The sequence below is a fragment of the Streptomyces aurantiacus genome (assembly GCF_001418335.1).
Taxonomy (GTDB): domain Bacteria; phylum Actinomycetota; class Actinomycetes; order Streptomycetales; family Streptomycetaceae; genus Streptomyces; species Streptomyces aurantiacus.
In genome coordinates this window covers 1-12,798 of record NZ_LIPP01000185.1, presented here as the reverse complement: position 1 = coordinate 12,798, position 12,798 = coordinate 1, and the positions used below count along the sequence as shown (strand labels likewise).

Annotated in this window: 12 protein-coding genes and 1 pseudogene; 10 read left to right on the top strand and 3 right to left on the bottom strand. The window is 70.1% G+C overall.

Annotation, left to right across the window (positions count from 1 at the left end; translation table 11 throughout):
* Positions 1-78: 78 nt before the first annotated feature.
* The 3 genes from AOK01_RS24020 to hutI are packed head-to-tail and all read left to right on the top strand — an operon-like array spanning position 79 to position 3,895.
* Entirely contained in the window at positions 79-1,284 is a 1,206-nt protein-coding gene (locus AOK01_RS24020) for an allantoate amidohydrolase (RefSeq protein WP_107099900.1), read from the top strand.
* A complete protein-coding gene (locus AOK01_RS24015) occupies positions 1,281-2,642 on the top strand; it encodes a formimidoylglutamate deiminase (RefSeq protein WP_055515089.1) in 1,362 nt (453 codons plus the stop codon). The genes AOK01_RS24020 and AOK01_RS24015 overlap by 4 nt, the downstream gene beginning before the upstream one ends.
* A gap of 38 nt (positions 2,643-2,680) precedes the next feature.
* Positions 2,681-3,895 (top strand): imidazolonepropionase, encoded by a 1,215-nt coding sequence (gene hutI / locus AOK01_RS24010; protein WP_245702389.1) that lies wholly within the window; start codon positions 2,681-2,683, stop codon positions 3,893-3,895.
* Here hutI and AOK01_RS24005 read toward each other — a convergent pair whose 3' ends face one another.
* Both AOK01_RS24005 and AOK01_RS24000 read right to left on the bottom strand, forming a co-directional pair.
* Positions 3,896-4,096, bottom strand: coding sequence for a DUF397 domain-containing protein (locus AOK01_RS24005; protein WP_055515087.1), 201 nt, complete (start codon positions 4,094-4,096; stop codon positions 3,896-3,898). It abuts the gene before it with no gap.
* 8 nt (positions 4,097-4,104) lie between these two features.
* Positions 4,105-4,956: a helix-turn-helix domain-containing protein gene (locus AOK01_RS24000; RefSeq protein ID WP_055515085.1), complete on the bottom strand. Its 852-nt coding sequence runs from the start codon at positions 4,954-4,956 to the stop codon at positions 4,105-4,107.
* Between the two features lie 197 nt (positions 4,957-5,153).
* Here AOK01_RS24000 and AOK01_RS23995 point away from each other — a divergent pair, with 197 nt between their 5' ends.
* Positions 5,154-5,570: an ATP-binding protein gene (locus tag AOK01_RS23995; protein WP_055515083.1), complete on the top strand. Its 417-nt coding sequence runs from the start codon at positions 5,154-5,156 to the stop codon at positions 5,568-5,570.
* 280 nt (positions 5,571-5,850) lie between these two features.
* Here the strand turns inward: AOK01_RS23995 and AOK01_RS23990 are convergent, their stop codons facing one another.
* A complete protein-coding gene (locus tag AOK01_RS23990) occupies positions 5,851-6,762 on the bottom strand; it encodes an RNA polymerase sigma factor SigF (RefSeq protein ID WP_055515081.1) in 912 nt (303 codons plus the stop codon).
* A gap of 248 nt (positions 6,763-7,010) precedes the next feature.
* On the opposite strand from AOK01_RS23990, the pseudogene AOK01_RS23985 reads away from it, so the two are divergent.
* From AOK01_RS23985 to AOK01_RS23960, 6 genes and pseudogenes are all read left to right on the top strand, one after another.
* A pseudogene (locus AOK01_RS23985) lies at positions 7,011-7,376 on the top strand (STAS domain-containing protein); the annotation flags it as partial.
* 444 nt (positions 7,377-7,820) lie between these two features.
* Positions 7,821-8,324 (top strand): ATP-binding protein, encoded by a 504-nt coding sequence (locus AOK01_RS23980; protein WP_055515079.1) that lies wholly within the window; start codon positions 7,821-7,823, stop codon positions 8,322-8,324.
* 286 nt (positions 8,325-8,610) lie between these two features.
* Positions 8,611-9,330: an LPXTG cell wall anchor domain-containing protein gene (locus tag AOK01_RS23975; protein WP_055515077.1), complete on the top strand. Its 720-nt coding sequence runs from the start codon at positions 8,611-8,613 to the stop codon at positions 9,328-9,330.
* Between the two features lie 40 nt (positions 9,331-9,370).
* On the top strand, positions 9,371-10,333 hold the full coding sequence (locus tag AOK01_RS23970; RefSeq protein ID WP_055515075.1) for a COG1470 family protein: 963 nt from the start codon (positions 9,371-9,373) through the stop codon (positions 10,331-10,333).
* Entirely contained in the window at positions 10,330-11,586 is a 1,257-nt protein-coding gene (locus AOK01_RS23965) for a neocarzinostatin apoprotein domain-containing protein (protein WP_425424757.1), read from the top strand. Before AOK01_RS23970 ends, AOK01_RS23965 begins: the two co-directional genes overlap by 4 nt.
* Positions 11,587-11,669: 83 nt before the next feature.
* A partial coding sequence (locus AOK01_RS23960; protein ID WP_055515073.1) for a hypothetical protein occupies positions 11,670-12,798 on the top strand: 1,129 nt, incomplete at its 3' end.

The following is a 12,798-nucleotide window of genomic DNA, read 5'->3' as shown; positions in this document are numbered from 1 at the left end:
CGCCCCCAGACCCCCGATCGGCCTGAACGGCCTCGTCCTCAAACGCCGGACGGGCTGAAAAGTCCCTCCTTTCTTGAGATGTGGCGGCAGTTGGAGCCCATCGGGCGGCACCCCGCATCCGGTGGCTACCGGCGGTTCGCCTGGACCGGAGCCGATGCCGACTGCCGTGCCTGGTTCCGGGCGCAGGCGCAGGCGCGCGGGCTCGTCCACGAGGTGGACCGGAACGGTAACCAGTGGGCCTGGCTCGGGGACCCGTCGGCCGGGGACGCCGTCGTCACCGGGTCCCACCTCGACTCCGTGCCCGACGGCGGCGCCTTCGACGGGCCCCTCGGCGTCGTGTCCTCCTTCGCCGCGCTGGACGAACTGCGCGGCAGGAACGCGCGGTTCACCAAACCCCTCGCCATCGTGAACTTCGGCGACGAGGAAGGCGCCCGCTTCGGACTGGCCTGTGTGGGCTCGCGGCTCACCGCCGGGAAACTCACCGTCGAGCAGGCACACCGGCTCACCGACGCCGACGGGATCACCCTCCCGCAGGCCATGGAGGCCGCAGGACAGGACCCGGACGCCATCGGGCCGGACCCTGACCGCCTGGACCGTATCGGCGCGTTCGTCGAACTGCACGTCGAACAGGGGCGAGCCCTCGACCTGACCGGCGACCAGGTCGGCGTCGCCAGTGCCATCTGGCCGCACGGGCGGTGGCGGTTCGACTTCAGAGGCGAGGCCAACCACGCGGGCACCACCCGCCTCGTGGACCGCCGCGACCCCATGCTGTCGTACGCGCAGACCGTGCTCGCGGCCCGTCGCGAGGCAGAGCTCGCGGGCGCCGTGGCCACCTTCGGCAAGATCTCGGTCGAGCCGAACGGCGTCAACGCCATCCCCTCCCTCGTACGCGGCTGGCTCGACTCCCGCGCCGCGGACCAGACGACCCTCGACACGGTCGTCCACGGCATCGAGAAGGCCGCCCGCGAGTACGCCGACGCGCACGGCATCCACCTCGACGTCGTCCGGGAGTCGTTCACCCCGGTCGTCGAGTTCGAGCACGCCCTGCGGGACGAGATCACCCGCATCGTTGGGGGTAGAGACTCGGGTCTGAGGATTCCCGTCCTCGGGACCGGTGCGGGACACGACGCCGGAATCCTCTCCGGCTCGATCCCCACCGCCATGCTGTTCGTACGCAACCCCACGGGCGTCTCGCACTCGCCGGCCGAGTACGCCGCCGAGGACGACTGCGCGGCCGGGGTGACCGCACTCGCCGACGTACTGGAAGGGCTGGCCTGCAAGTGAGCACGCGAGGCACGACGTACTGGCTGGAGCACGCCTGGCTCGACTCCTACGTGGAGCCGGGCGTGGCCCTCGACGTGGGCACGGACGGACGGATCGCCGCCGTCCGCACGGGCGCCGAGGCCCCACCGCCCGGAGCGGAGATCCTGCGCGGCCTGACCGTCCCCGGCCTCGCCAACACCCACAGCCACGCCTTCCACCGGGCCCTGCGCGGCACCGTCCAGGTCGGCTCCGGCACCTTCTGGACCTGGCGCGAGATCATGTACTCCGTCGCGGACCGGCTGACCCCGGACACGTACCACGCGCTGGCCCGCGCGGTGTACGCCGAGATGGCCCTCGCCGGCGTCACGGCCGTCGGCGAGTTCCACTACGTGCACCATGCGCCGGGCGGTGCCCCGTACGCCGACCCGAACGCCATGGGTGAGGCGCTGATCGAGGCCGCCGCGGAGGCGGGCATCCGCATCACGCTCCTCGACACCGCCTACCTCGCCGCCGGCCTGCTCGACGCGCGCAGGGGACAGCCGCCGAACCGGCACCAGCTCCGCTTCTCCGACGGCACCGCGGAGGCCTGGGCGACACGCTGTTCAGTTCTCAAGGACCGGGATCACGCGCGGATCGGGGCCGCCATCCACTCCGTACGGGCCGTGCCCGCGAGGCAGTTGGCGACGGTGGCGCGGTGGGCCGAGGAGCGGCGGGCCCCGCTCCACGTGCACCTGTCCGAGCAGACGGCGGAGAACGACGCCTGCCTGGCGGCCCACGGCCGCACGCCCACGCAACTGCTCGCCGACCACGGGGTGCTCGGCCCGCGCACCACGGGCGTGCACAACACCCACCTCACCGACGAGGACATCGCGCTGCTCGGCCACGCCGGGACCGGCACCTGCATGTGCCCGACCACCGAGCGAGACCTCGCCGACGGCATCGGACCGGCCGTCGCGCTCCAGAAGGCGGGCTCCCCGCTGTCCCTCGGCTCCGACAGCCACGCCGTCGTCGACCTGCTCGGAGAAGCGCGCGCGATGGAACTGAACGAGCGCCTGAGCAGCCGCACCCGGGGCCACTGGACGGCGGCGGCGCTCCTTCGCGCCGCCTCCGCGGACGGCCACGCGGCCCTGGGCTGGGCCGACGCGGGCACGCTCGAAGCGGGTGCGCTCGCCGACTTCACGACGATCGCGCTCGACTCGGTCAGAACAGCGGGCACACTGCCGCGGCTCGGCGCCGAGACGGCCGTATTCGCCGCGACAGCGGCGGACGTGCGGCACACGGTCGTGGGCGGCCGTCACGTCGTACGCGACGGGGCGCACGCCCTCGTCCCGAACGTGCCGCAGGCCCTCGCGAACGCGATCGAAGCGCTGCGAGCCTGAATCCCGCCCCCGTCGCCCCGACCTCCCCCGAGGACGCCATGAGCAGCACGAGCAGCACAGGCAGCACAGGCAGCGCTACGAGCAGCACGACCACCCTCATCACCAACATCGCCAGTCTGGTCACCAACGATCCCTCCCTCGGTGACGGGTCCCCTCTCGGTCTGATCCAGGACGCGGCCGTCGTCATCGACGGCGACCGCATCGCGTGGACCGGTGATTCAAGAAAAGCACCCGCCACTGACAATCGGGTCGACGCCGGTGGCCGCGCGGTGATCCCCGGCTTCGTCGACTCCCACTCGCACCTCGTCTTCGCGGGCGACCGCACGCAGGAGTTCAACGCCCGTATGTCCGGCCGGGCCTACAGCGCCGGCGGCATCCGGACGACCGTCGCGGCCACCCGCGCGGCGAGCGACGCGGAACTGGAGCGCAACCTCACCCACTACCTCGCCGAGGCCCTGCGCCAGGGCACGACCACGTTCGAGACGAAGTCCGGCTACGGGCTGACGGTCGAGGACGAGGCACGGTCCCTGCGTATCGCTGCCGCGCACACCGACGAGGTCACGTATCTCGGCGCGCACATCGTCTCGCCGGACCACGCGGACGATCCCGCCGCGTACGTCGCGCTCGTCACCGGCGAAATGCTGGACGCGTGCGCCCCGTACGCCCGTTGGATCGACGTCTTCTGCGAGAAGGGCGCCTTCGACGGGGACCAGGCCCGCGCGATCCTCACGGCGGGCAGGGCGAAGGGCCTGCACCCGCGCATCCACGCCAACCAGCTCTCGTACGGCCCCGGAGTGCAGCTCGCGGTGGAGCTGGACGCGGCGAGCGCGGACCACTGCACGCACCTGACGGACGCCGACGTGGACGCTCTGGCGAGCGGGGCCACGGTGGCGACCCTGCTGCCCGGCGCGGAGTTCTCCACGCGGGCGGAGTGGCCGGACGCCCGCCGCCTGGTCGACGCGGGCGTCACGGTCGCCCTCTCGACGGACTGCAACCCGGGCTCGTCCTTCACGTCGTCCGTGCCGTTCTGTATCGCGCTGGCGGTACGGGACATGGGGATGACCCCGGACGAGGCGGCGTGGTCGGCCACGGCGGGCGGAGCCGCGGCGCTGCGCCGCGAGGACGTCGGCCGGCTGGCCCCTGGCGCGTACGCCGACCTCGCGTTCCTCGACGCCCCGAGCCATGTGCACCTGGCGTACCGGCCGGGGGTGCCGCTGGTGCGGGAGGTGTGGCGCAGGGGTACGCGGGTGTGATTAGGCGGTGGTAGCGGCCTCGGCCGCTTTCACACCGCGTATCAGGTGGGTCAACGGGCCGGTTGTGGTGATGAGTTCGATGCCGGGGGTGTCGCTCTCGCGGAGGTGGAGGATCCCGGGGGAGGTGGCGATCTCGACGCAGGTGTTGCCTTCGCCGCCCCCCGAGAAGGTGGACTTTTGCCAGTGCAGAGTGTGGTCCATGGCACGCCTCACAGTTCCTTCGTCAAGCGGTGGATGAAGTCCCGTGACGCCGTGGGGTCCAACGACGCCGTCTCTACCTTACGGAAGAGTGTTCGGAGCCGTTTCAGCTCCGCCTCTGCATCAATGAACATGATCCCGGTGGGTGCGTCGAGAAGACCAGTGTCCAGTTGGGGCAGGGGCCCATCCATGTACATCAACGATGCGTCGGCACCGCCGAAGCCGTCCAGTTCGGTCGGGATGACGCGTGCGGTGACGTGTCCCTGCTCGATCTCGTCCAGGATTCGGCGGAGCTGAGAGAGGGATGCCCGGCGGTCGGCCACGCGAATGCGCAGCGCGAACTCGTGGACGATCGTCTCGTACGGGGCAGGGTTGTCGCCCTCGATGACGGTATGCCGTTTCATCCGGTGCTCCACCCTGGGCGCCAGCTCACTCTCTGGTAGTTCCGGGCGCATGTAGCCGAACACCGCACGCGCGTAGTCCGGTGTCTGGAGCAGCCCGGGAACATGCGTGATGACGACTTCCCGCAGGAACTGCGCATGGTGCTCGGCCTCGGCCACGTCAAGGTTTACCTGGGGCAGGACTCCCCGGTACTCGTCCCACCACCCGTGTGCGTGCTCGGTCGCCATTGCTACGAGGGCCTCGATCAACTCCTCGTTCGTGCAGGCGCAGTGAGCTGCCAACCGGCGTAGCCGCTCCTCGCTGATCGCCGAACTGCCGGCTTCGATCTGGCTCATGTGCGTTGAACTCGACCCGAGGAGTCCAGCCACCTCTTTGGCTGGTTTGCCGGCGGATTGACGTAGTTTGCGCAGCTCGGAGCCCAGGCGTGCTTGTCGTGCGGTGGGCTGGTTCCGCATGGTCATCCGGGCAACTGCCTCTCTGGGACTCCTCGTTCGGGTCAGAATACGCGAGCCGGTTGCGTCGGTAGGAATTCCTACCCTACCGTCAGTGATGTCGCAATCACGCTGCGGAAGCGCGCCGCTCCGTCCTGCCATGACGGCTGCGTCAATGCCACCGCCGGTCATTCACCATCCTCACTCCCCACCCCTGGAGCTGACGCATGCCCGAAAACGAAACAGAACCCTGGGAGTACTCCATCTCCATCCCGCAAGACCCCCGCGCCGTCACCATCTGCCGCCGCACGCTCCGCCTGATCCTCACCATGCACGGCCTGATCCACCTCGTGGACACGGCCGAACTCCTCGCGACCGAGCTGGTCGCCAACGCCGTACTCCACACGAAGGGGCCCGCGACCCTCTGGGTCCGCTGGTCGGCGGGCGGCCTGCGGATCGGCGTGTGGGACGCGGACCCCGAACCTCCCGAGCCCCCGGGGGAACTGGCCGACCTCGCGGACGACGCCGAGGGCGGCAGAGGCCTCGCCCTGGTCCGCGCCTGCGCCGACGTCTGGGGCTGGCAGCCACTGTCCCGGCACGGCAGCCACGGCAAGTACGTGTGGTGTGACCTGGCTGCCATCTGACTCGTTGATCACATGGCACAGAAAGGGACCTGATGACGGCGAAGCAGATGCGTGAGGAAGGCCGGGAAGAGGGCCGGGCTCTGGAGAGGGCCGAGAGCGTTCTGCGTAATCTGTGATGCCGGGGAGCTCTTCTCCGAGAGGGCGTGAACCGTACGGGTCCGCCGAGCGGAGAGCCGTAGGGCGTAGGTAGTGGAACGCGCGCGGGGCCGAGCCGGATTGTCCGGCTCGGCCCCGCGCGCGGCAAAGCGGCAAAGGTGCGGTCACCCCTGCCGCGGACGTGTTACTCCTCGACGGTCAGCCCCCTGCGCAGCCGCACCAGCGTCCGTGACAGCAGTCGCGACACGTGCATCTGTGAGATGCCCAGCTCGTCACCTATCTCCGACTGGGTCAGGTTGGCGACGAAGCGCAGTGACAGGATCTGCCGGTCACGCTGCGGAAGTTCGGCGATCAGCGGCTTCAGCGACTCGATGTACTCGATGCCCTCAAGCCCGTGGTCCTCGTAACCGATACGGTCCGCCAGCGCGCCCTCGGAGTCGTCCTCCTCCGGCTGGGCGTCCAGCGAACTGGCCGTATAGGCGTTGGACGCGGCCATGCCCTCGACGACCTCGTCGTTCGACAGCCCCAGACGCTCCGCCAGCTCTCCCACTGTCGGAGCGCGGTCCAGTTGCTGTGCGAGTTCGTCGCCCGCCTTGGCCAGGTCGAGGCGGAGTTCCTGAAGCCTGCGCGGCACCCGCACCGACCATGACGTGTCACGGAAGAAGCGCTTGATCTCGCCGACGATGGTCGGCATCGCGAAGGTCGGGAACTCGACGCCACGGCTGAGCTCGAAGCGGTCGATCGCCTTGATCAGGCCGATCGTGCCGACCTGGATGATGTCCTCCATCGGCTCACTGCGCGAGCGGAACCGGGAGGCGGCGAACTTCACGAGGGCGAGGTTGAGTTCGACCAGGGTGTTACGGACGTACGAGTACTCGGGCGTCCCTTCCTCCAGCGATTCGAGCCGCTCGAAGAGGGTCTTGGACAACGCCCGTGCGTCCATCGGACCCACCTCGGCGAAGGGCGGGATCTCAGGAAGTCCGGCGAGGCCGGCATTCTCGTCGGCGGACTCCTCTTCCAGTTGTTCCAGCGGGCGTGTCGACGTCGCCCTCTGGGTCTGCGATTCGTCGAGCCGGGGTGACATGATGTCCTCCATCGTTCTCGGCATATGGCTGCCGATGCCAATACGTGCACTGCGGTGTGCGGCGCCTCCAAAGCCGGCCGTGTCGAAAACTGTCCCTACTAGCCCTACCCGCTTTCGCGACTCCCCCGCAAGTGAGTTTTGCGGTGAAATGTCCGATTCTTGGCGGTTGTTCGGGTGTCGGAGTGTGCAGGGAAGGCGTAGGGTTCGAGGGCGTCAATCAGCAATCGTGACGGTCGGAAGAGTCGGAAGAGAGAGACGGCATGGACCGCGGGACGGTCGGCAGCGCACAGTCGGGCCGGCTTCTGGTCGAGGTGCGAGAAGAGGGCACTAGTGCCGTCATCACCCCGGCGGGTGAGCTGGATCACCACACAGCGGATCTTCTGCGCGAACCGGTCGAGGACTGCCTCGACCGCGGGTTCGCGCGTCTGGTCGTGGACTGTTCACAACTGGAGTTCTGCGACTCCACCGGACTCAACGTACTGCTCGGCGCCCGGCTGAGGGCCGAGGCGGCGGGCGGCGGAGTCCACCTGGCCGGAATGCTGCCGGTGGTGGCCCGGGTCTTCGAGATCACCGGGGCGGAGGCCGTCTTCACCGTGCACGACACACTCGGAGCGGCGTTGGGCGAGGACAAGGGTGGGCGGCGGCCGGGCGATTCCGGGCCGGGTCGGTCTGACGGTTCCGCGCCGGGTCGTTCCGACGGTTCCGCGCCGGGTCGTTCCGATGGTTCCGGGCCGGGCGGTCCCGACCGGGGCGATCAGTCGCCCTGAGCTGCCGTCCTGCGGCAATGTTGTGCTCAGGTTGCCCCTGTGTGATCAGCGGGTTATCAGAGTCACAGCACCCGTACCGAATAAGTGGGTGTTCTGACGGTTCGGTCGGGCAGAAGACATCCTGAATATGTCAACCGACCGAGTGGCAGGCACGCCGCAGTCCCGGACGACTCCCTCATCCCGAGCGTCCTGGACTTTCCCGGCGTGCCGAGTGCGCTGAGTACGGAGTGTGCTGAGTGCGCCGAGTGTGCTGAGAACTGAGTCTTGAATCGTGAACTGGTGAATCGGTGAGGTGAAGCGCTGATGAGCACCACCCGGCCTTACTCGCCGGGCGACCGCGGCCCGGAACCGGGTGACGGCGGCGCTTCCGGGACCTCTCCGGGCGGCACACCCGCCGGGCGTCGGACCCGTCGGCTGAACTTCGACGGCGCCAGCGGAGTCGTCCCCCTCGCCCGTGACTTCGCCCGCCAGGCTCTGTACGAGTGGGGCTGGCTGCCCGCGGCCGGCGCCGACCAGCGGGCCGCGGCGGAGGACGTTCTGCTGGTCGTCTCCGAACTCGTCACCAACGCCTGCCTGCATGCCGAGGGTCCGGACGAGCTCCGGATCGCCTGCGAGAAGAAAGTACTCCGGGTCGAGGTCTCCGACCGGGGTACGGGCCAGCCGGCTCCGCGGACGCCGCATCGGGCGGGCCGCCCCGGAGGGCACGGGATGTTCATCGTGCAGCGGCTCTGTCTGGACTGGGGTGTGATCCGGACGACTGGGGTCGCGGGGAAGACGGTCTGGGCGGAGCTTGGAGCCCCTGCGTAGGCGCTCCGCTGGGTTTGGCGTTGTGTCGTTGTGTCGTTGTGTTGCGTGCGGGGGCCTTGGCGTCGGGTGTTTTCGTCTGCGGGTGCGTCGTGGCTTGTCGCGCAGTTTTCCGCGCCCCTGTCGAGGGCTGCGCCCTCTCAGGGTTACCCGCGGTTCGTGATCCTTCTCGTTCTCACTCGATGCGCGTCGGATCCGCACGGATCCGGTGTGTGCTTTGTCTTCCCTCGGCAAGGGCCCGGGCGTACCTTGACGGCCGATCTGATGTTCCGTCAGGAATGAGGGGACCGTGTCATACCGGACGTACCAGAAACGAACCGCCGCGCTCGCGTCCGCCGCGGCCCTGGCCGGGTCGGCGGTGCTGATGGCCGCCCCCGCAGCCAGGGCCGACGTGGTGGACGTCAACTACCAGTGCAAGACCCCGATCGGTGACAAGTCGGCCGTCTCGCCCATCGACATCAAGGGCGTCAAGAGCGGCAGCGGCTACCGGCTCACGATGACCTTCGAGAAGGGCGTCTCGTCCAGCCCCGTCGAACTGGGCAAGGGCGCGATGGACCCGAGCGCGGTCATCAAACTCGGCGGCGCCGACAGCGGCACCGTGTCGGTCAAGGGCCCGCCCAACCCCGAGGCGATTCCCGCCAACACCCCCATCAAGATCACCGACCTGACCGGGACGTACACCCCGAAGGGGACCGGCAAGGTCACCTTCACCGCGGGCGTACTGACCATCAAGGCCCTCGGTACGACGACCACGTGCACCCCCGGCAACAGCCCGAAGCCCTCCCTGACGCTGGACGTCAAGGCGGCGGGCGGTGGCGGTGCGACGGGCTCCACGGGGTCCACGGGTTCCTCGGGGTCTTCGGCGGATTCTCCCGCGGGCGGTGAGGAACTGCCGCAGACCGGGCCCGAGGACTCCGCGATCGCGCTCGGCACGCTCGGCGGCACCGTGCTCCTGGCAGGCGCCGCGGGCGTGCTGTGGCTGACCCGGAGGAACCAGGCCCGCGGCTGAACCGCGCCGGCGCACCGCCCCTACTGCCTCGGAGCCGCCGATGCCGTTCGTCGTCCGTGCCCTCTGCCTTGCCTCCATGGCCTCCGTGACCGTGCTCGGCGTCGCCTCGTTCTCCGTGGCCGACGACGACTGGTCCGTCGTGCCCTCGACGGGCGGGCGCGACGGCCGGCCGTACTTCTACGCGGAAGGGGCGCCCGGCACGGTTCTGGAGGACACCGTCTCGGTGCGCAACCCGGGCGGGAAGCCCCTGACGGTACGGTTCCGGGGCGCCGACGCCGACAAAGGCGGCGACGGCGCGCTCTCCGTACGGGCCAGGGCGAGGGCGAAGGACACCGGAGCCTGGATCACCTTCGCCGAACGGACGGTACGCATCCCGGCACGTACCCGTGCGGACGTGCCCTTCACCGTGAGCGTCCCGGCGGGCACCGCGCCCGGCGACCACCCCGGCGCGATCCTCGCGAGCGCCGGTGGCCGGACCGCGGCCGTACGGGTCCATCTGCGGGTCGGCGGACCGACCCTCTCCGCACTCACGGTCGAGCACGTGAAGGTCCACGACGGCCGGATCTCCTACGAACTGGTCAACCGCGGCACCACCGTGCTCACCCCGAAGCTCGCCGTACACGCCGAGGGACTGTTCGGCGAGGTGCTCGACCGGGCCCCGCGCACCCTGCCCGTCGAGCTGCTCCCCGGCCGCCGGGTCAGGCTCGACGAACCCTGGCCCGATCCGCCTGCCCTCGACGGCGTCGACGTCGAACTGACGGTCACGGCGGCGGGCGGGGCGCATGCCGGGGCGGGCACGAAAGCGTGGTTCGCGCCGTGGGCCGCGGCGGTGGTGGGCGCGTTGTCCGGGCTCGCGGTGTGTGCGGGGGGCGCCCTCTGGTTCGTACGGCGGGTACGGCGCGTATGGCGCGTACGGCTTCGGGGGCAGCCGGGGCAGCCCAGTCGGGCAGGGGCCGCCGGACAGCCGCGTACGGAAGTCGAGTCGACAGGAGCGGTGATGTGAGCGGCACGGCTGAAGGGGTGTGTCGGTGGCGGGCGGCCGTGGCGGCGGTGGTCGTGGCGCTCTCGCTCGTGCTGTTCCCGCTGCTGGGGGGTACCGCCGCCGCGGCGGAGAAGCCGCAGGTGAAGCTCTCCAAGTCCCAGGCGGGGACGGGCGGTTCGATCACGGTGAGCGGTACCGGATGGCGGGCGAACGCCCTGCTGATGATGCTCGTCTGCGGTCAGTCCTCGACCGAACGGGGCGTGATCGGCGGGACCAACTCCTGTGCCAACGCGGACGGGCGTGCCGTCACCACCGACGCGAAGGGCCGCTTCAGCAAGAAGCTGCCGGTCGCCGAACCGCCCGAACCGTGCCCCTGCGTGGTGCATGTCGCGACGGTCACCGGGGCGAAGGCGGAGGCGGACGCCCCGTTCCTGGTCGCGGGACACGACGTCGAGCCGCTGCCGAAGCAGGACAGCGGCGGACGGCTCTCGGTGCTCACCGACACCCGGCTCGACGGGTCGAGCGGCCTGCTCACCTGGTTCGGCGCGCCGCCGTCCCGCAGGCTCGTCTTCACCATCGGTAACGTCGGTACCGCCGCCGTGAAGAACCCGGTCTTCCAGGTCGGCACCTCGCACGGCGTGTTCGCCCCGCAGTGGGAGGAACAGCAGTGGCGCGGCACCATCGGCCCCGGCAAGAAGGCACGGATCACCCTGCCGGTGGAGCTGACGGCCGGTGCGCACGGCGACTACACGGTCTCCCTGAAGTTCGGCGGCAAGGTGCTCGCCGAACAGCCGTGGGGTGTGGGCCGCCCCTGGGGCGTGACGCTGTTCTGGATCCTGGTCTGTGTCGTCGTACCGGGCGCGCTGTTCCGGATCGGGATGGCCGTGGTGGACCGGATACGGCCGCGCGGGTCGTCCGCCCGAGGCCGACGCTTCGGCGGCGGTGGGCGGTCGGGACGGCCCGGCCGGGGGGCGCACGGTGTGCGGCGCGGGGGGCTGCGGCTGCCTGACGTCAACCGCACCCTCGGGGCCCTGCGGACTCGGACTCGGGCCGGGGCTCGGACCCTCCGGGTACCGAAATCCACGGTTTCGTCGGCCTCCAGGGAGTCCGACGCCGGTACGAGTACGAGTACGAGTACGGGTGCACGGGCCCGTACCAACTCGGCCCTGCCCTGGTTCACCCCGGACACCGATCCGCGGGCCGCCGAGGCCGATCAGCTCTCCGCACCGCACGAGAACACTTCGACGACCTCCACCAGGAAGGGAAACACGTGAGTACGCAACGGAGAGTCCGGCCCAGATCGAGGTCGAAAGGACCCGGAGCCGGTCGGAGAGCGAGCGCGGCCGGGGTCGCGATGATGCTCGGCGGTGCGGGAGTTCTGCTGGGCGTGGCGGCGGCGCCCGCCCAGGCCGCCGAGGTGTCCTACGCGACCGACTGCGTACCGCCGCCGGTCTCCGGGCTGCCGACGGTCAAGGGCACCACCAAGGTGGAGATCACCGCGCCTGCTACGGCGAAGGTCGGTGACGAGGTCGAGGTGGTGTGGAAGTTCACGCAGGCCGCGTCCAAGAACCCCGACCTCATCGACCTGCCCGCGAACTCCGTCCAGCCGTCCGGCACCCTCAAGGCGGCCGGTGCGCAGGCCGCGTCCGTCGCGATGCAGGGGCCCCGCGAGAACCCGGCGATTCCCAAGGGCGGGGCGATGGTCCTGTCCGACATGAAGGGCAAACTGAAGCTGACGACGGCGGGCGCGGTGACGCTGACGCCGGACGCGTACGCCATCAACGTCATGTCGACGGACACGAAATGCACGCCCACGGAAACGGTGAAGCCCGCGGCGACCATCAACGTCACGGCGGGGAACGGCGATCCGACGTCCGAACCGCCTGATCCCACCGATCCTCCCACCAGCCCGCCGCCCACCGGCGGCACGCCGAGCCCGACCGAGAGCGAGAGCGGCGGCAGCGACACGGGTGGGACCACCGGTGGTGGCGGTCAGACCGACTTCACCGGCAAGGAAGTCGACATCCCCTACGCGTGCAAGACCCCGATCGGGGACAAGAACGCGACCTCGCCGGTGCAGATCAATGCCAAGAAGGACGGCGGGAGTTACGACCTCACCGTCAAGTTCAAGGGGTCCGTGATGGACAGCCCCGCCGACATCCCGGCGGACTCGGTCAAGCCGTCGATGGAGGTCGTGCTGGGCGGCGCCGACAAGGGCACGGTGCCGGTCGAGGGGCCGACGAACGCCGAGGCGATCAAGTCGGGGGATCCCATGGTGATCCCCGACCTGACGGGCACGTACAAGCCGGGCGCGGACGGGAAGTCGACGCTTTCGCCGGGGGTGCTGACGGTGAAGGCGCTCGGTACGACGACGACGTGCACGCCGACGAAGTCCGCGGTGTCGCTGACGCTGGACACGTCGGCGCAGGCGGGGGGTGCTGTCGGGGGTGGCTCTGCCGGGAGTGGCTCCGCCGGGGGTGCCGGGA